Annotated in this window: 16 protein-coding genes; 7 read left to right on the top strand and 9 right to left on the bottom strand. The window is 40.7% G+C overall.

The genetic code is table 11. The annotated features are described in order from the left end of the window. Window positions 1-16: 16 nt before the first annotated feature. The gene (locus tag RI557_RS00960) at window positions 17-1,354 is read right to left on the bottom strand and encodes an MBL fold metallo-hydrolase (RefSeq protein WP_310667230.1); all 1,338 of its coding nucleotides are present in this window, start codon (window positions 1,352-1,354) and stop codon (window positions 17-19) included. Window positions 1,355-1,593: 239 nt separating this feature from the next. Between RI557_RS00960 and RI557_RS00965 the strand changes: the two genes are divergently transcribed. Together RI557_RS00965 and RI557_RS00970 are read left to right on the top strand one after the other, a co-directional pair. Further along, a complete protein-coding gene (locus RI557_RS00965; protein WP_310681485.1) occupies window positions 1,594-2,697 on the top strand; it encodes an acyl-CoA desaturase in 1,104 nt (367 codons plus the stop codon). 269 nt (window positions 2,698-2,966) lie between these two features. Beyond that, window positions 2,967-3,674 (top strand): inorganic pyrophosphatase, encoded by a 708-nt coding sequence (locus tag RI557_RS00970; RefSeq protein ID WP_409079655.1) that lies wholly within the window; start codon window positions 2,967-2,969, stop codon window positions 3,672-3,674. On the opposite strand, the gene RI557_RS00975 is transcribed toward RI557_RS00970, so the two are convergent. The 4 genes from RI557_RS00975 to mtaB are packed head-to-tail and all read right to left on the bottom strand — an operon-like array spanning window position 3,667 to window position 7,669. After that, window positions 3,667-4,143: a DUF6495 family protein gene (locus RI557_RS00975; protein ID WP_310681487.1), complete on the bottom strand. Its 477-nt coding sequence runs from the start codon at window positions 4,141-4,143 to the stop codon at window positions 3,667-3,669. The genes RI557_RS00970 and RI557_RS00975 overlap by 8 nt on opposite strands. Before the next feature lie 58 nt (window positions 4,144-4,201). Then, window positions 4,202-5,542, bottom strand: coding sequence for an NfeD family protein (locus tag RI557_RS00980; RefSeq protein WP_310681489.1), 1,341 nt, complete (start codon window positions 5,540-5,542; stop codon window positions 4,202-4,204). A 10-nt stretch (window positions 5,543-5,552) separates the two neighbouring features. Then, a complete protein-coding gene (locus tag RI557_RS00985; RefSeq protein ID WP_310667224.1) occupies window positions 5,553-6,362 on the bottom strand; it encodes an inositol monophosphatase family protein in 810 nt (269 codons plus the stop codon). Then, window positions 6,359-7,669: a tRNA (N(6)-L-threonylcarbamoyladenosine(37)-C(2))-methylthiotransferase MtaB gene (gene mtaB / locus RI557_RS00990; protein ID WP_310667223.1), complete on the bottom strand. Its 1,311-nt coding sequence runs from the start codon at window positions 7,667-7,669 to the stop codon at window positions 6,359-6,361. Before mtaB ends, RI557_RS00985 begins: the two co-directional genes overlap by 4 nt. A gap of 169 nt (window positions 7,670-7,838) precedes the next feature. Here mtaB and RI557_RS00995 point away from each other — a divergent pair, with 169 nt between their 5' ends. After that, window positions 7,839-8,114, top strand: a complete 276-nt coding sequence (locus RI557_RS00995) for a TIGR03643 family protein (protein WP_310667289.1) — start codon at window positions 7,839-7,841, stop codon at window positions 8,112-8,114. Window positions 8,115-8,116: 2 nt separating this feature from the next. On the opposite strand, the gene RI557_RS01000 is transcribed toward RI557_RS00995, so the two are convergent. From RI557_RS01000 to RI557_RS01010, 3 genes are read right to left on the bottom strand one after another with little or no spacing between them, the layout of a single operon-like run. Next, on the bottom strand, window positions 8,117-9,583 hold the full coding sequence (locus tag RI557_RS01000) for a glucosyltransferase domain-containing protein (protein WP_310681491.1): 1,467 nt from the start codon (window positions 9,581-9,583) through the stop codon (window positions 8,117-8,119). Between the two features lie 47 nt (window positions 9,584-9,630). After that, the gene (locus RI557_RS01005) at window positions 9,631-10,275 is read right to left on the bottom strand and encodes a DsbA family protein (protein ID WP_310681493.1); all 645 of its coding nucleotides are present in this window, start codon (window positions 10,273-10,275) and stop codon (window positions 9,631-9,633) included. Between the two features lie 4 nt (window positions 10,276-10,279). Next, window positions 10,280-10,957 carry a uracil-DNA glycosylase family protein gene (locus RI557_RS01010; RefSeq protein ID WP_310681495.1) on the bottom strand — a complete coding sequence of 226 codons (678 nt, stop codon included), beginning with the start codon at window positions 10,955-10,957 and terminating at the stop codon, window positions 10,280-10,282. Window positions 10,958-11,079: 122 nt separating this feature from the next. Between RI557_RS01010 and RI557_RS01015 the strand changes: the two genes are divergently transcribed. From RI557_RS01015 to RI557_RS01030, 4 genes are all read left to right on the top strand, one after another. Beyond that, window positions 11,080-11,523 carry a nitroreductase family protein gene (locus RI557_RS01015; RefSeq protein WP_310681556.1) on the top strand — a complete coding sequence of 148 codons (444 nt, stop codon included), beginning with the start codon at window positions 11,080-11,082 and terminating at the stop codon, window positions 11,521-11,523. Between the two features lie 196 nt (window positions 11,524-11,719). Further along, on the top strand, window positions 11,720-12,445 hold the full coding sequence (locus RI557_RS01020) for a pirin family protein (protein ID WP_310667218.1): 726 nt from the start codon (window positions 11,720-11,722) through the stop codon (window positions 12,443-12,445). Between the two features lie 247 nt (window positions 12,446-12,692). Beyond that, window positions 12,693-14,543 carry a DUF4114 domain-containing protein gene (locus tag RI557_RS01025; protein ID WP_310667217.1) on the top strand — a complete coding sequence of 617 codons (1,851 nt, stop codon included), beginning with the start codon at window positions 12,693-12,695 and terminating at the stop codon, window positions 14,541-14,543. Window positions 14,544-14,671: 128 nt separating this feature from the next. Continuing rightward, complete coding sequence (locus tag RI557_RS01030; protein WP_310667215.1) at window positions 14,672-16,342, top strand: hypothetical protein; 1,671 nt, start codon at window positions 14,672-14,674, stop codon at window positions 16,340-16,342. Between the two features lie 63 nt (window positions 16,343-16,405). On the opposite strand, the gene RI557_RS01035 is transcribed toward RI557_RS01030, so the two are convergent. Beyond that, window positions 16,406-18,109, bottom strand: a complete 1,704-nt coding sequence (locus RI557_RS01035; RefSeq protein WP_310667213.1) for a DEAD/DEAH box helicase — start codon at window positions 18,107-18,109, stop codon at window positions 16,406-16,408. Window positions 18,110-18,315: the final 206 nt, after the last annotated feature.

Here is an 18,315-nt window from a genome sequence, read left to right on the forward strand (position 1 = left end):
AATCAAATCAATTCATCTATTGAAATTCCTTCACAGCTTCACTGAGGTCATAAACTTCAGTGTTTTCCTTGAGCTTGCTGAGGATACTCGCTCCTGCTGCAGAACGGTAACCGCCTGCACAGTGAACAACAACCGGTTTATCATTTGGCACTTCGCTAAATTTATCGCGTAAATCAGGAAGTGGAATATTGATCGCGTTATCGAAGAATTTACCTCCTTCAACTTCTGATGCATTACGGATATCGATAATCGTATACTTATCAGGATTTGATTTGAAATCATCCAGATTTAAATCACTTTCCCTTTCAGTTGCATTTTGCGGATCCACTACTCCTGAAATAATATTCGTTTCATAGCCAATTTTAGCTGCCCGGTAAATAGCAAAATCGAGTTGTTTTTCATCCTCTCCTATCAAATAGAACTTTTCATTGGGCCCAACAATACTACCGAGCCACGTTTCAAACTTATCTTTTTCACCATTCTGTATATTGATAGCTCCTTTGACGTGACCATTTCTAAAAGCTTCTCCATCTCTGGCATCAATTACAATAGCATCTGCCGGAATTTCAATTCCCTTTTCTCTATTCACTGATTTTACAGCTTCATCAAGTGTTTGAGCACCTTTACGGTTCACTTCAACACTGTTTGGGAAATACTTTGGAATGAATTTTTGCCCGTCCAAAAACGCTTCAACAAACTCACCTTTATCTTTGATATGGAAAGCCCAGTTATCAGATTTTTCTTTTGCAATGGTACTGGTCAGATCCGAACTCATGTTTTTACCACAAAGCGAGCCCGGCCCGTGAGCCGGATAAACAACCGTGTTATCATCGAGGTTAGAGAAAACATCGTTAATCGTATCGAACATCATTCCGGCAAGTTCTTTTTTACTGACCTGGATGTTCCCGGCACCTTCACGGAGATCTGGGCGTCCTACGTCCCCAACAAAAAGCGAGTCTCCCGTAAATACACCGTGTTGTTTGCCATCTTCATCGATGAGCAAATAACTGTTATGGTCTGGTGAATGGCCCGGAGTGAAAAGGGCTCTGAACGTTACGTTACCAACTTTTACTTCATCACCATGATTCATGTTTTTAAAATCGTACGAAACACCAACCTTTTCATTGATGTAGATATCCAAACCGAGTTTCTCTTTCAATTCAAGGTGTGAACTGATAAAATCGGCATGAGGGTGCGTTTCAAAAACAGCTACGATTTTAGCATTGTGTTTTTTAGCAAAATCAACGTAAGGGTTAATATCTCTCGAAGGATCAACCAGAGCAACTTCTCCATTGCTTTCAATGGCAAATGATCCCTGAGCAAGAGCATCATCATAAAAGTGTTGTATATTCATATCTATCTTATTATTTTATTTGTTTGTACAAATTTACATTATTGGGAATAGCCTTACTGTAACCTTTATCACGATGGTTTATAAGTCGGTCAGGCAGATTCCAACATTACTGTTTTAATAAATGTTTATGAAAAAAACGTATTTTACTCCAACTTTCACATTGGTATTGCGTATTATTGGCAGCTAATAACGACAGCAAAAAGCACTATTATTTAGCTTTACCTGTAATATTTTTATTTATGAAATCATTGAGATTCAACCGGAAAGATAATCCGGAATTTATCAAAGAACTTCGCAAGAACGTCAATCAGTACTTCAAAGACAACAACATTTCGAAGCACGCAAACCTGGCCATGGTAATAAAGACTTTATTCATGGTGAGTCTTTACTTTTCGCCTTTAGTGCTCATGCTTACCGGAGTTGTAACTTCATTTTGGGGCACAATGGCCATGTGGACAATCATGGGATTTGGTATGGCAGGCATCGGCTTGTCTGTAATGCACGATGCTAACCACGGTGCATATTCAAACAAAAAATGGGTCAACAAATTGTTGGGCTTTTTGGCTAACTTCCTTGGTGCTTACCACATCAATTGGAAAATTCAACACAATGTTCTCCACCACTCATTCACAAATGTGGATGGCATGGATGACGACATTGCCAATCCGGTTATGCGTTTTTCACCTATTCAAAAAAAGAAATGGATCTTTAAATTTCAGGCTTTTTATGCTCCATTCTTCTATTCCATTATGACCTTATACTGGTTTTTAGGAAAAGATTTTGTGCAACTAATTCGATATAATAAAGAAGATTTACTGGTAAGAGAAGGAATGACCTTCAAAAAGGCTCTTTCTCACCTTATATTCAACAAAGTATGGTACATAGCTTTGACTATAGCGCTGCCTATCATTTTAATCGATTTGCCATGGTGGCAAATCATGATTGGCTTTGTATTCATGCAAATGATTTGTGGATTACTTTTAGCCCTTATCTTCCAAACGGCTCACGTTATTGAAGAAACAAGTTTTTACGAGCCTGCCCAAACCGGTACAAGTATGGAAAACAACTGGGCAATTCACCAACTTAAAACAACAGCTAACTTTGCTCATAAGAGTGTGTTACTGTCGTGGTTTATTGGCGGTTTGAATTACCAAATTGAACACCACCTTTTCCCAAACATTTGTCATATTCACTACAAAAAGCTTTCTGAGATTGTGAAAAAAACGGCTGAGGACTATAATATTCCTTATTACCAACACACAACTTTTGCTCACGCATTAAAGAGTCACTTCTCCATGCTCAATCAATTGGGAACTGGAGCTTATGACAAAAAAGTAGCATAGCTGTAGTTTTTATATAATTTTCATCTGAGGGTTTGACTATGGTCAGACCCTTTTTTATTGCGCCATTTCTTAGCCTAATCTCTTGAAAATAGCTTACAGTAGTGGTACACTTTTAACAATCAGATCACAACTAAACCCGCCAAATCAGCTATTTTTCACTAATTTTGCATCCTTTTTAAATGAAAGTTTTTCTCAAAGCTTTCACTAATTGATACTCAGAATTTGATATGGAGCTCCCATGAGCTCTCTATTGTAACTATATTATCATTATGGAAGAAAAGATTAAGAACTACCTCAAGAAAATCAGCATGCGCTATAAAGCGCATCCATGGCACGGTTTAGATTTAGGAGATGAAGTGCCAAACCGCGTAACAGCTTTTATTGAAGTTGTACCATCTGATACGGTGAAGTACGAAGTAGACAAAGACTCCGGCTTTATGACCATTGATCGACCACAAAAATTCTCGAATATCATGCCGGCTATGTACGGCTTTTTGCCGAGAACTTTCTGTGGTGATAAAGTTGCTCAACACTGCATGGACAAAACGGATTTGACTGATATTGTTGGTGATGGTGATCCATTGGATATTTGTGTTTTGAGCGAAAAAGAAGTGACACACGGTAACATTCTTGCACAAGCTATTCCGATTGGTGGTTTTCGTATGATTGACGGTGGCGAGGCTGACGATAAAATCATCGCAGTTCTGAAAGACGATTCTATTTACGGTCATATGCGCGACATTAGCGAATTGCCCGAGAAAGTTTCGAACAGACTAAAACACTACTTCCTCACATACAAAGCCATGCCTGGTGACGAAAGCTATGATGTGAAAATTACTGATCGTTACAATGCTGAAGAAGCGAAGGAGATCATCGAGCTCAGTCAAAAGGATTATGAAGCAGAATACGAGCTCATTACACGTGACAGAGCACGTGAAATGCTCAGCGAAGTATTATCGAAAGTTCAGTTTAGCTAATCCAGTCGTGGAGTAGCTCATAATTTTCTTTAGAAGCAGGAAATGTACCGCTTTCAAGAACAGCGTACATCTCCTGCTCTCTACTTGTTTCATATTCTTTCTCTGCCCTGAAAATTTTGAGGTGGTCATGCATGAGTGCTTCGCCCAAAACAGTGGTGATATTTTCATTTGTAAACGCTTCTGGCGCATCCTGAGTCAGCTTTACAACAATCAACTCAACACTTTCTTTACCAAAATAATAAGTGCGGAATTCTTTTGGAGTTATCTTTTCCAAACATGGACTATTTCCCAGAATATTATCGAAAACATAGTCACTGAAAAGCTCGATTAAATAGCGTGCTTTTGACGGCTCTTTACGCTGAATCTCAGTCCAGCGTTCTTCATCGACAGAGTTCTTTGCCAAAAAACGATTGAATTGCTTTTCAAACTTCGTCAACTCATGATCTGTAAGTTTCCGGTATTTTAACATAGCGCGTGATTTTGGCTCTGTCAATATACAACTTTTTTCGTATGGCTGGTCAGATCCTTTATTTAGCTCTTACGCGGACCTGGGCTCCCTGAGTTGATACAACTTCGATATCAGAGCCTTCAGCAAGGTAGCCTTCAATTGAAAAAGCATCGTAGTATTCATTATCAATTTTCACTTTTCCACCGGGGCGAAGTTCTGTGAAAGTTGTACCTGTTTTACCGGTTAGCGTGGCATTGACATTCTTATTGCTCACGTAGCCCTCACTTTTTTGTTGAGTTGATGAGAGTACAATCTTTTTGAGTGGACCCGTATTCAACAATCGCGCTCCAAAGAACAGAGCAAACATTAGTGAAGCGGTTATGGCCACCAGAACAGTAGCCAATGAGCCAAGGAAATTATCCGGACTCACTCCTGAAAAATCAAAACCGATGTTCCCGATCATGCTGAAAACTAACCCACAAACTATGCAGATTATTCCGGCAATCCCGGCTACTCCAAAACCGGGGATAACAAAAATCTCGAGTGCCAGCAACACCAATCCAACTACAAACAATAGTATTTCCCAATTAGCTGCCAGTCCTTCCAAATAGTAAGGTGCAAAGAACAACAAAGCTGCTCCAATTGATGCCAGAATGGGGAATCCGAGTCCGGGTGATTGTAGCTCGAAATAAATTCCTCCTATTATCAGTAGTATCAAAACGCCACTAATTGCCGGGTTGATCAACCAGCCGATGATTTTATCGATTGTTGTTGGCTTGTATTTTTTCGTTTCAAAGTTTGTGATCTTCAAATGGCGCAAAGCATTTGGTATAGTACGCATCTCTGCTTCACAAAAACCATTTTCAATAGCTGCAGATGTTGTAAACGTTAGCACTTTGCCGCTGTCGCTAACGCCTTTTACATATTTATCAGGATCTACCATCGCTTCAGCCATATCAGGGTCACGGCCTGTTTCTTCTGCCGTAGCGCGCATTTTGTTGCGCATGTAACTCTGGTATTTATCGGGGACTGGTTTTCCTGACTGATCCACAACTGTAGCTGCTCCAATAGTTGAACCGGGTTGCATAAAGATTTTATCACAGGCAATCGAAATCAAAGCTCCGGCTGAAGCAGCGTTATTTTCTACGAGGACATAAACCGGTTTAGGGCTATTGAGGATTTTGGTTCTGATCGAATCTGCCATATCGACCTGACCACCATATGTGTTGAGATTGAGAAAAATGATATCGGCTCCCCACTCATCGGCTTCTTTGAAAGCTTCCTGTGTTATTCTCCACGATGGCGGAGCAATGGCTTCGTGAATATCGAAGATGTAAACACGCGTTGCGGTATCGGCCTGTTCGGCTCTGACCGTGAAAAGCGATAAAAAGAAAACAGAAAACAGAAATATGTTGCGCATGGTAACCGATTTATACGGTACCAATATACGGTTTTATCGTGGTTATGAGTTCATCGTGGACAGATCCGTTTGAGCAAGCCAACCTGCCAGCGTGAAGGAAGTTTTCTTCACCGGTAAATGTACTCACTTTGCCTCCGGCTTCCTCGATGAGAAGCGCTCCGGCTGCAATATCCCAGGGCTTTAGTCCCATTTCGTAAAATGCATCGAAATAACCGCAGGCGACATAAGCCATGTCGATCGCAGCAGAGCCCAGTCTGCGCAAGCCTCGTGTAGAATACAACAATTCGCTGTAGAGCTCCATGAATTTGGGTAAATGTCCCTCAGGATCATAAGGGAAACCGGTAGCGATAAGCGAATTTTTGAGCTTTTGAGCAGATGAAACGTTCACTTTTCTGTGGTTGCGATACGTACCTCCACCTTTATAAGCCGTGAAAAGTTCATCATTGCTGATGTGGTAAACCAACGCGATAACCGTTTCGCCTTTTTCCTGCAAAGCAATGCTGATCGAGTAAACGGGCAATCCGTGAACAAAATTGGTTGTTCCGTCAATGGGATCGATAATCCACAAATGATCAGATCCCCCAGAATGACCGGCTGTTCCTTCCTCAGCGATGAAATCTGAATTGGGGAGAAGCTTTGAGAGTTCTGAAACGAGCAACTCCTCACTCATCTTGTCGACTTTTGTGACAAGATTCTGATTTCCCTTTTCATCTATCTGTTGAGCATCGAGTTTTTCGCGTTCACGCAAAACGAGCTGACGCGCCTTTAAAGCAACATCTTCAACCTTATCGAGTAAATTTTTCAGTTCTGTTTGGTTCATGCTTCAGCCAATTCAAGGATTTTCGATTTTATAACACCGTCCCTGCCGATTTCTTCAAGTTGTACTTTAGAAAAAGTATTGATGAGCGTTTCATCGTAAGGTGCTTTTACCTTGACGTAATTTTCAGTAAATCCGTGCATACTTTCTCCGTGCTTTTCTGCTTCCCAAAGTACTGTCTTTTCTTTTCCAACCTGCGACTCGTAGAATGCACGCTTTTTCTTCTCGCTCAAAATCCTGAGCATTTTGCTGCGTTCGTGGCGAACATTCATCGGCACCACGCCATCCATTCTATTGGCTAATGTGTTGTTGCGTTCTGAATAGGTGAACACGTGTAAATATGAAATAGGAAGCTCGTTGAGGAAATTGTACGTTTTCATAAACTCCTCCTCCGTTTCACCCGGATATCCAACAATTACATCAACTCCAATGCATCCGTCAGGCATGAGTTGCTTGATCGTGTGTACGCGATCCTCATAGAGTTTTGTGTCGTATTTCCTGCGCATGCTTTTTAGCAATCGGTCAGAGCCGGACTGAAGCGGAATGTGAAAGTGTGGAACGAACTTATTGGAGTGAGCCGAAAATTCGATGATTTCGTTGTACAGTAAATTCGGTTCAATCGAGCTGATTCTAAACCGATTGATATCGAGTTTTTCGAGTTCCTGAACGAGCATGAAAAAGTTTTCGTCAGTTCCGGCACCAAAATCACCTGTGTTGACACCTGTCAGAACCACTTCTTTTACTTCAGTACTTACGAGCTCACTTGCCTTTTTGATTGTTTGCTCAATGTTGTTGCTCCTGCTCTTTCCGCGAGCGAGCGGAATTGTACAAAACGTGCAAAAGTAATCGCAACCATCCTGCACTTTCAGGAAAGTACGTGTGCGATCTCCGTAAGAATACGAAGGATAAAACTCTCTCACTTTTCCAATTTTTCCGGCAATGTATTCTCCACTTACATCTTCATCGAGCGATTCGAGATGCTGAGCGACATTGAACTTTTCATTGGCTCCCAGCACGAGCGTTACACCTTCAATCTCTGAAATTTCTTTCGGCTTGAGTTGAGCGTAACACCCGATTACAAGAACCTTTGCATCGGGATTTTTGCGGAGTGCCCTGCGCACAACATTTCTGCATTTCTTATCGGCCTGGTCAGTCACTGAACAGGTGTTGATCACGTAAACATCAGCGCCTTCATCAAAGCCTACACGGGCATAGCCGGCATCTTTGAGATTGCGCGCAATCGTTGACGTTTCAGAAAAGTTGAGCTTGCACCCAAGCGTGTAATATGCTGCAGTTTTATACGGTTGCATAGAGCGCGCAAAGGTAATGATTTTTAGGGAGGGATTTTTCTTTATATGAGTTTGATTGATAAGAACAAGAGGTATGAGGTTGAGGTTGAGATATCCAATTCTATTAATATTCAACTAAGGATCTTTTTTAAAAGTTAAACATTAAACTTTTCAACTGTGTTATATGAACATGAAAGAACTATCAGTTGAAGAGATCGACAGAATCATAGAAATGGCGTGGGAAGATCGCACAACGTTTGATGCGATAGAATTTCAATTTGGGCTCAAGGAACAAGAAGTAATCGAGTTGATGCGCAAAGAGATGAAACCGAGCTCTTTCAGAATGTGGCGCAAACGCGTACAGGGAAGAAGTACCAAACACGCTAAACTTCGAAATTTCAACGAAGGTCGGCACAAAAGTTCTCGTCAAAAGCAAATCACGCATAATAAGATATCTAAGCGATAGCCTTATTCGAGTTTGAACCCGACTTTTTCCAACAATCCTCTCGATGGTGATTTAACGAGAAAAAAATCATCATTGATGATCGTGACATCATATCTGGCGGTATCCAGTTTAGGCGGCACGTACCCTACTAGCCCAACTCCCGGATCTGACCGAAAAAATGCTGCATTTACAGTGTCGATGTAGGGTTGATAACGATCTGTCATGCCGCGATATCGTGCAATTACCGACTCATTTGAATAAAATATCAATTGCCACTGCAACAAACCTCCTTCACAAAACACGTATTTCACATCTTTTGCCTGAGCCGTTTCAACAACATCGGTAATTTTCGATTTTTCAGAATAAGCGAAATCTCTAAAGCTGTAAATCGAAAGGCCTGAAATAGCGAGTATTACGGTCAGAGCCGAAATAACCACTCCCTTGTAGCGTACTTTTCGCAATCCGAAAAATATCAACAAAAGCAAAAAGCCCTGAAGCGGGAGTAAGTAGCGTAAAGTATTTGGGTTGACAACTGTAAAATATGAAATGGAGAGAATAACTGAAGCAAACAAAAAAATTGAAAGTTTATCGGCTGATTTCCTTTTCCTAACAATCTCAACCGCGATCCAAAAGACACTCAAAACTACTGTCACCAGGTAAGTCCATGCAACAATTTTAGTTGACAGATCAGGTTCAATAAACGCTCCGTAATAATAACTTCCTGTTAGTGCTTTGTAAACCTGAGCAACAAAAACCATCAGATTAAAATCTAAAAGTCTGTCCCAACTAATTACAGAAGGCGACCAAAAGCTCGACATTCCGCTCTTCAGGATCACAAAACCAATATACCCGATGCCCAATCCAAAAAGCACATTTATTCCCGGTTTCCAGTTTGTCTTATTCAAATACTGATATGCTACCAGGGGTAATAACCCCACTAACCAGAGTGGCTGAGACTGATAGATCAAAACGATTAACAAGCCAATAAAAACTGATGTAATTGCTTTCCTGTTGATTGAATTATTGAAAAGCAGGAATGTAGCAAGAAAACTCAATGCAAAAGCAGTGTGATATCCGCCCCGGGCTTTCATCGCCCAAATAGCCCAGGATGGGGCCAAAGCAAGCAGAGCTGTCACAATTATGATCAACCATGAATTGCGTTTTCCATTCAGTTCATAAAGAGTGAGGTAAAAGAAAGTAAACCCCATTGCGAACAGGATCAACATCGCGACTTTTAACGCAATTCCCGAAACTCCGATTAACGAATAAACTCCCGAAATGAATAACACTTCGATGAATGCAAATCCATAGGACTGACCATAGAAGAAGAATGGTAATTCTTTTCCTTCCAGAAAATGCCTGGCCATCAATCCCATGATACTTTCATCTCCGTCAATAACAAAGGTTGATCCGGTCATGTAAAACCATCGCGATGCGACAAGTAAGATCAAAACCAGCAAAATAGAGATGAAACGATTGGGAGGATTCATAAGCCGATTAGGTTGTCAGCGAGCTAATTTAATAACTTCTCACTTCACTACCCCCCTCCCGGTGGCAAATCATTGATGACATTATGAATGTTTTCATCTACCATTTCAAAAGGCATGTAGCCGCGGCTTACCATGAAGTATTCGCCCTTGTGTTCGATGATGGTGGCGGGGAAGCCCTGAATTCCAAACTGTTTAGTCATGTAGAAATCTTCAACAGCCCAGTTTATAGAATCATTACTGTAGAATTTTTCTCTGAACTCCTTTTCATTGATGTCAAACTCTTTTGCGAGTGGTAAATACGACTCCAAAATGGCCGGCTCTGCACCATCAAAATAGATTCGTTGCTGAACGCGTTCTGCGAAAGGGATCTGAATGTGAGGGGCTATCTTTTTCGCGGTTGAAATGGCTCTTGACGGTTCCAGGCTTGATAGTTTATTCGTTCCCTCTTCAATTGTTTTTTTGAAATTCTCACCAAATTTCACTCCACTCCTTTTCTCTACTTCCTCATTCGCTCCACGTAAGAAATCAGCCAATTCACCAATTGGTTTTACCTGATCTCCCGTAATCATGCCCCCGCTGTATACAGTGAAATCGAGTTTATCGGCATATTTTTCATGGATCTGACCAATAACTTTACTGAATCCGTAACACCATCCGCACAGCGGATCAAAAAAATACATGAGTTTGTCCATAATGCTATTTTATATGTGGTCCCAACTTTTCGATGATCGATTCCAAAATTTGCGGTTTCTGCTTCCTGCGGTATTGCATAACCCAGCGCGGGTGCGGAATAGTATCGATTCGTTTGAACCAACCGTGTTGTTTATTGAGTTTTTCTAAAAATTTGAGGTTTTTCCCTTTGCCAATGCTGTAAGCGATTTCCCGATTTGCACCAAAATCTATTTGCGCCTCAATCTGCTCAGTAATCCAATCGGTCAGAGCCGTTTCAAGCGGCTTTTCGTCATAGTAATTGAGGTTTTTACCATCTTTCACAAAGCCGAGTGGGCAAACAGACCCGATATAAAACGAATTGTAAAAAGGTTCTGCACCGCCCAGAGCATCAATCATCTCGTAGATAAATTGAGACGACAACTCTGCTCGCTGATCAAAATCGTTCTTCACTCCAATTCTGTTCATTTGAACCGGATCAGTAAATGAAACACCTGTTACTCCAGCTCCAAATCTACCCGGATTAATTCCGAACAAAAATGTGCGATCATGACTGCCAGCGTAATATTTATCAGCAAAGGAACTCACACATTCCTGTACTTCCTTCTGCCCGTATGGATATAGCCAATCTACATCCTGAGGGATTTTGTCATTTGACGGCTCAATGGTGTTGAAATACTTCGAAAATCGATCTCCAAAATTCATAGCGCAAAAGTGAGCTTTTAATAATTCGTGAACAAGCTTACTTAATTACTTGTATATACATGTAAATTTAAAATTCGTATATTTGTACCTACAAATAAATTAGTAACATTATAAAAACAAAGATATCACCAGTAGAAAGTTTAGAATGGCGTTACGCTACAAAAAAGTTTGATAACACAAAGAGGATCAGCGATTCTGATTTTAAAGAAATTTTGAAGACACTACAATTAGCACCATCTTCATACGGATTACAACCTTTTGAATTTTGGGTGATTGAAGATGAAACACTTCGTGCAGAGTTGAAAGAAAGAGCATTTAACCAACCACAGGTTACGGATGCCTCTCATCTCATCTTGTTCCTTTCCCGTACAGATTTTGCTGAAACTGATATCGATAAGTTCATCGAACTTTCACAGGAAGTACGTGATATTCCAAATGAACAAGCTCAACAATACGCAGAGATGATGAAAGGTGCAGTTTTGTCAAAAAGTACGCGCGATATTGAGGAATGGACATCGCTCCAAACATATTTAGCTATTGGTCAGACCCTCAAAGTAGCTGCCTAAATGGGGATTGATGCTTCACCAATGGAAGGCTTTGATCCACACAAGTTCACTGAGCACCTGAAGCTCGAGGAAAAAGGGCTCTGACCATTAGCAATGATTGGTCAAGGCTACAGAAGCGAAGAAGATGCAACGCAGCACATGGCAAAAGTGAGAAAGCCACAACACGAATTGATAAGATTTTTATAATTTAAGACTTATGAAAAAGATTCTTTATCCATCATCATCGAGAGGCCACGCCAATCACGGTTGGCTGAATACTCACCACTCGTTCAGTTTTGCGAATTGGTTCAACCCAGATCAAATGCACTTTGGTGCACTTAGAGTTTTGAACGATGACGAAATCGCTGGCGGAATGGGTTTTGGCACCCATCCGCACAAAGACATGGAAATCGTAACCATTCCACTGGAAGGAGATTTGGAGCACAAAGACAGCATGGGCAACAGCAGTGTTATCAAAGCCGCTGATGTTCAGGTAATTAGTGCCGGAACAGGAATTGAGCACAGCGAATTCAATCACAATAAAGATGAAGTGTGCAAGTTGTTGCAGATTTGGGTATTTCCGCGTAAGAAACACGTTGAACCCCGTTATGATCAGATCACGCTTGACCAGTCTAAAATGAAGAATCAGTTTTCACAGATTGTATCCCCAAATGAAAATGACGAAGGTGTTTGGGTACATCAAAATACCTGGTTTCATCTTGCTGAACTGGATGAAGGTAAATCGCTCGATTATAAAATAAAACGTGGAGCAAATAATGGCGTGTACTTTTTCTTACTAGAAGGAAGCGCTAAAGTTAGTGATGAAACGCTCAATAAACGCGATGCAGTTGGTATATGGGATACTGAGTCCATCCAGGTAAAAGCAACTGAAAAATCAAAGTTGCTCGCCATCGAAGTCCCAATGGAGAACTGGGAAGATTAACAATTTTCGGTCATCGATTATAAAACCACCAACGCGATCGAGTTGGTAGTTGTTTGTTATAGAGAACAATGCTATCTTAAATAAATAGTAATTTTTATCCTAAATTGGGAATCGAGTATCAAATCAGGTCTTATTTTGAGATTTTAGGTCTTTTCACGAAACAGCTTAAAAAGCTACAAATCAGTTAATTAACGTTAATGTTGACGTTTGGCATTATTTCGGCATAAGTTCGTGAAAATTGCATACTATGAAAAAATATTTGATCCAAATTCTAACAGTATTGTTTTTCGCTGTTCTCACAATATTTGGTTGTAAGCCAGATAATGATACAGGATTAAACAATACAGACAAACGCATTGATACTTACGATGAATTCTCAGGTCGTATTACGTACCACAATGAACCTGTAGAAGCCTATGATGGTTCTGGAAAGAAAGCTACAACCAATCTTACAGAATTCACCTACGTTGCTAATGTAACATCTCCTACTATTCAGGGGAAAAGGTTATCAGCAACGGGTATTTCTATTAAAGGTGATAAAGCATACGTTTCTTATCACTGGAACGAAGGTGAAGCAGATTTTGCCGGTGCAGTTGAAGTAATCGACATTGCTGATCCTACTCAACCGACTTTATTACAAGGTGTGTATTTCTCAGATACAGATTTAAATGAGCTGTACGTTGAAAATAATGAACTTTACGTTGTAGGTGGCCGCAGTCTGAGTTCATCTGGCTACGACCCAAGTTTCACAAGCGGTGGAGTTGTAGAAGTTATCGATCTTGCCGGTGGCCTGCCAACTAGCAACGCTCAGGAAGCTCCAATCCCTTCTTATTCTGGTAACTCCGTATTTAGAGATGGAGATTATCTCTACTGCGCAAGTGGTAATACAGGAGGTGGCGTTTTTGAAGTAAGTCTGGCTCCAAGCAATTATTTAGAGGTTACAAAAAGTGATTATTACGATAATTCAAAATTTGGTGTGATGGGTGGTTCTTACTACACATTCCTTGAAACAGGTTCAAACCCTAATCTCCACATTCACAATGGCAACAACTTTGATCCATCTTCTAAAACAGTTGTTCCTTTGGCTTCACCTACAGCTCCAGATGACGGTAAAAAAGTATTGAGTGTAGATTACCCAAATCAAATGGCTTACGTTTCATCCGGTTCTTACGGGTTGCATTCTTACGATTTATTCACTCAAAGCGGAACACCTGTTGAGTCATTCAATACACAAGGAAACGGATTACTCAATGGTGTTGATTACGATCACAACTACGTTTATGCAGCTAAAGGAAGTGAAGGCCTATACATCTTAGATAAAGATACACTCTCTAAAATCATGGCTAACTTTAGCTTTGACGGATCTGCAAACTTTGTGAAATCATCTGTTGAAAATGTATTTATCGCTCATGGTAAAGGTGGATTGAGAATATTAGCTAAAGAAAAAGAGACAGGTGCTCCTGATGATCCTATCGATACAGAGCCATGTTCTACGCTCCTCGGTAACATCGCTGATCTTTTCCCTGAAAGAGAAAACGCTATGAACAATCACCCTAATTTATTTACGGGTGGTTCTACTAAAAACGTTGTTCTCGATCAGTCAAGTGAAGTTTATGTTCAGTTCGTTTGGGAAGGTGCTGGTAAAACCAACACTTTTGGATACTTCACTTATCCAGCTAACAATCCTCCTACTACAATGCAGGATATACAGAACTTACAAAAACATGTAGTATTCCCAAATGTTACTAAAGTTAGTGACGGTGGTGGATTATCTCAGGGCGACATGGTCCAGTTAGGTAATGGTGCATTTCCTGCAAATACTGTAATAGGATTTTATTTAGAAGTTGATGGATGGTCTGGTGGTAAAATGGTGTCAGGTAGTACTACCATTTATTCACTACCTCAATTCAATGATAATACTGAACAGCAGCATCTACTCTTTGTTGAGAATAGCTGTGACGATTTAACACTCACATTTGAAGATCTTTTACTCCCACACGGAGATAAGGATTTCAATGACATTATCCTGGTTGTAAAAGATAATGATCAGGGACTTGTTAATACTAAATTTGATTTAACGGGTATCGTTCATAAATAGATCTAATAGCTAATTATAAAAACCCAAAACGGAATTCCGTTTTGGGTTTTTTTATGCCTTACCTCAGCGAATAAAATGCACTCTTCACCAACTATCATTTTTCTGTAATTTGGCCACAAGAACAGGCCATGGATAAAATTATCAAATATTCGGTTTTTGTGTTTTGCCTTATGCTTGCAGCTGTATCGCTGTACATTTGGTTTTGGGCACAAGAGCTAATTGAAGTTTTAGCCTCAAAAATCGGGAGCAATGGGGATACAGAAAAAATACAATCTTTCCTCACAGTAGAAAAAATTCAGTTGCTATTTGGCTTTTCTACTCTTATAGCTTTTTTAATCGGAGTTCTATTCTTCTTCTTTTTTGAGCGAATTAAAAATCTGTTGAGCAGCTTTATCCAGAAGTTCTGCCAAAAACTACGCGGATTAAAAACTGTGGTCTCTACAAGGGAGGCTCTGACCGTGACCAGTATCATTCTCGTTCACCTGGCCTTGAGTATCTATCACGCTTCACAATTACCGGTCACAAATGATGAGGCGTTTACTTACCTGAATTATGTCAATCGCGGATTTGTGGCAGCTTTTGCGTTTTACAACGAACCTAATAATCACATTCTGTACTCGATACTGGCCAATCTTGCAGATTTACTCTCATTCATGGACATTTCCTGGAAGCTCCGCCTTCCTTCTCTGATAATTGGAACAATTTCAACTTTCAGCTTTTACTGGTTGTTTCGTAAACTTTACGGAGTTAAAAGAGCACAAATTTCCACGATTATTTGGGTTGGACTCTACCTCACAGCTAAATACCATTTTCTAGGCAGAGGTTACGGATTGATGGAGTTGGCTTTCATCACTTCTTTTTACGCAATTATCAAACTAAAAGCAGACCCAAAAAGCACATTTGCAAAAGTACTTTTCATCGGTTCTGTCTTTATGGGTTTGTACGCTCATCCAACGTTTGTGATCCCGCTCGTAGCCTTAATCATTTATTCATGGTCAGATCGCGAAACACAAATTACCGCAATTCTCAAACTGTTGATTCCGGCTATGTTCATCACAGTCATTTTCTATGCTCCGCCCATTATCCTCAACGGTTTTGATGCATTCACCCAAAACTCCGGACTCGAAAAGCCATCATTTCTCCAATTACTCAAAGAAATCGGTGAAAATACTTGGGGAATTATTTATCAGGCAAGTTATAATAGCCCTTTTGCGAGCGGAGTTATAACTGGTCTCGCAATTGTATCGATTATCAGTAATCGCAAATCAGCAGGCTCCAGGCTTCTCCTCTCCTCTATTATTTCCATTTTGACTATCCTCTTAGCCGTTGGTTCCCCGATGTTCACGCGCAACCTACTCTGGCTTTCGGTTCCGATTGTGATGCTTTTCGCACAAGTTTTAAAAAACGATTATTTGGTTCCCAAAAAGAGATTCAGCATCGTATTTGCTTTTGTCGCTATACTGTTTTTTACGGTCAGAGCCTTCTCTTTCAAGCCCACGTTTGACAGCTACTACGAGCGACTTCAACCAGCTTATGATTTCGCTGATGCGCTACCTTCTGAATATGGAGAGCTTTTCTTTACAAATACTACGTATCACTATACTATTCTAAAATACCAGGCCAATCTCATCGATCACAAGAAAGGAAAACTTCAACGCAGCGATTTTGATCCTTCCAAGAAGTACAATTTCATCGTCAACGAAAAAGAAAAAGACCAGGCATTTCATCAAAAGTCACAGTTCGATTACACGTTGTATTATGAAGATGACTGGGTGAGCGTTTGGGCTTTAAAACAATAAAAAAGGTGCAATGAACATTGCACCTTAATCAAAAATATTCGGCTAAAAGAGTAGCTTACGCCATTACCTTCTTTTTCGCCTTCCAAACTTTTTTCCGCGGCCACCGCTATTGCCTCGCCCTTTTTGGATTGGGTCAGCATCGTTGTTTACGCGCAGTTTTCGTCCGTTGTGTTTTTTGTTTTTCAATCCTTCAAGGAATGAATCCGCCTCACGGTTCGCTACCTCAACAAATGAGATGCGGTCCTGGATTTGGATCTGACCGATAGCGCCATTGCTAACTCCGGTGTTTTCCTGGATGAAGTTCATGATTGAGCCTTTGTTGAAGCCATCAGTACGGCCAACATTGATAAACATCGTTTCAACATCACTAGGGTCACCTTTGCGTCTCTTGCGCGGTGCCTTTTCACCTTTACCTTTGTCAGAACCGACTTTTCCTTTGTAGTTCAGGTCTTCTTCCCTACCCGGAATTTCATCAGTAATTTTGGCAATATCGGCTGAGATCAATTGAAGCAACAAAGCTTCATTGTTCAGGTGGCTAAATTGTTCGAGGTAAGCTTCTAAAAGTTCATCAGGAACTGTTTGTCCGCCCGCTCTTTCAATTTCTTTACTCCTGTTCTCGATGCGCGTTTTGAGCACTTCAGATTTTGATGGGATTTTACTCTCAATAAAATCAATGTCTAACTTGCGTTCGAGGAACTTGAGTTTGCGCCTGTCGCGCGGATCGAGAATCACGATGGAAACACCTTCTTTACCGGCACGAGCAGTTCTACCACTACGGTGAGTGTAATATGCATCGTCATCAGGTAAACTGTAATGCAATACGTGTGTGAGGTTGTTCACGTCAATTCCGCGAGCTGCCACATCAGTAGCAACGAGGATTGTCGTTTGTTTCTTTTTGAAACGGCCCATCACAGTTTCACGAGCACTTTGCGTCATATCACCGTTTATGGCTTCAGCATCGTACTTCAACGTTCTAAGTCGCTCAGCAATTTTAGATGTCTCAGCCTTTGTGCGGCAAAAGATAACACCGTAAAAATCAGTGTTCGTTTCTACAATTCGGCACAGAGCGTCAAACTTGCGTTTGGGCTCAACCAGTACAAATTTATGAACGAGGTTCTCATTCAAGTTTTCGCCACCTTTTGACGAAATGTGAACGGGGTCGTCCATGTACTTTTTGGAAAGCTTCTTAATGGCAGCCGGCATAGTTGCAGAGAAGAGCCAGATATTTCGCTCAGCCGGAACCGAACTAAGGATCTGATCAATATCTTCCTGAAATCCCATGCTCAGCATTTCATCAGCCTCATCGAGCACTACATTGTTGAGATTTGAAAAGTTCACGACCTTTCTTCTCAATAGATCGAGTAAACGACCCGGTGTAGCCACGAGGATTGTAGGCTTTCCCTTTTTAATGGCGGTAATTTGGTTGGTAATAGAAACACCGCCATACACAGTTTCTATTTTAATACCCTTTTCATATTTACTATACGCCTCCAGGTTTTGCGTAATTTGCAACGCTAATTCCCGCGTTGGCGCTAATACTAGCGAAGTCAAATGACTGGTATCTCCCTGTAACGCATATTCCACCAATGGAAGTCCAAAAGCTGCTGTTTTACCGGTTCCCGTTTGCGAGAGACCAAGTAAATCAGATTTTTTTTGGAGCAAATGCGTTAGACAGAGTTGTTGAATTTCGGTTGGAGTGTCAAACTCCAGGTCTTTTAGGGCTTTGAGTATCGAATTCGATAGCCCTGATTCTTTAAAATTTTGCACAGAACATATATAAATTAAGCTGCAAAAGTACGGACTTATTTCGGTTCGTGTGCATGAATATGTATTAACTTTCATTTTCTCGGTCAGAACCGAAGCCAAAAAGTTGATATAAAAAAGCCTGCATACCAACGGTTTGGCAGAAAGCCGGCTCTGACCAATACTAAAAAAGCCCGACAAAAATGATTTTGCCGGGCTCTGACTTAACT

Source organism: Salibacter sp. (assembly GCF_031581065.1).
Classification (GTDB): domain Bacteria; phylum Bacteroidota; class Bacteroidia; order Flavobacteriales_G; family Salibacteraceae; genus Salibacter.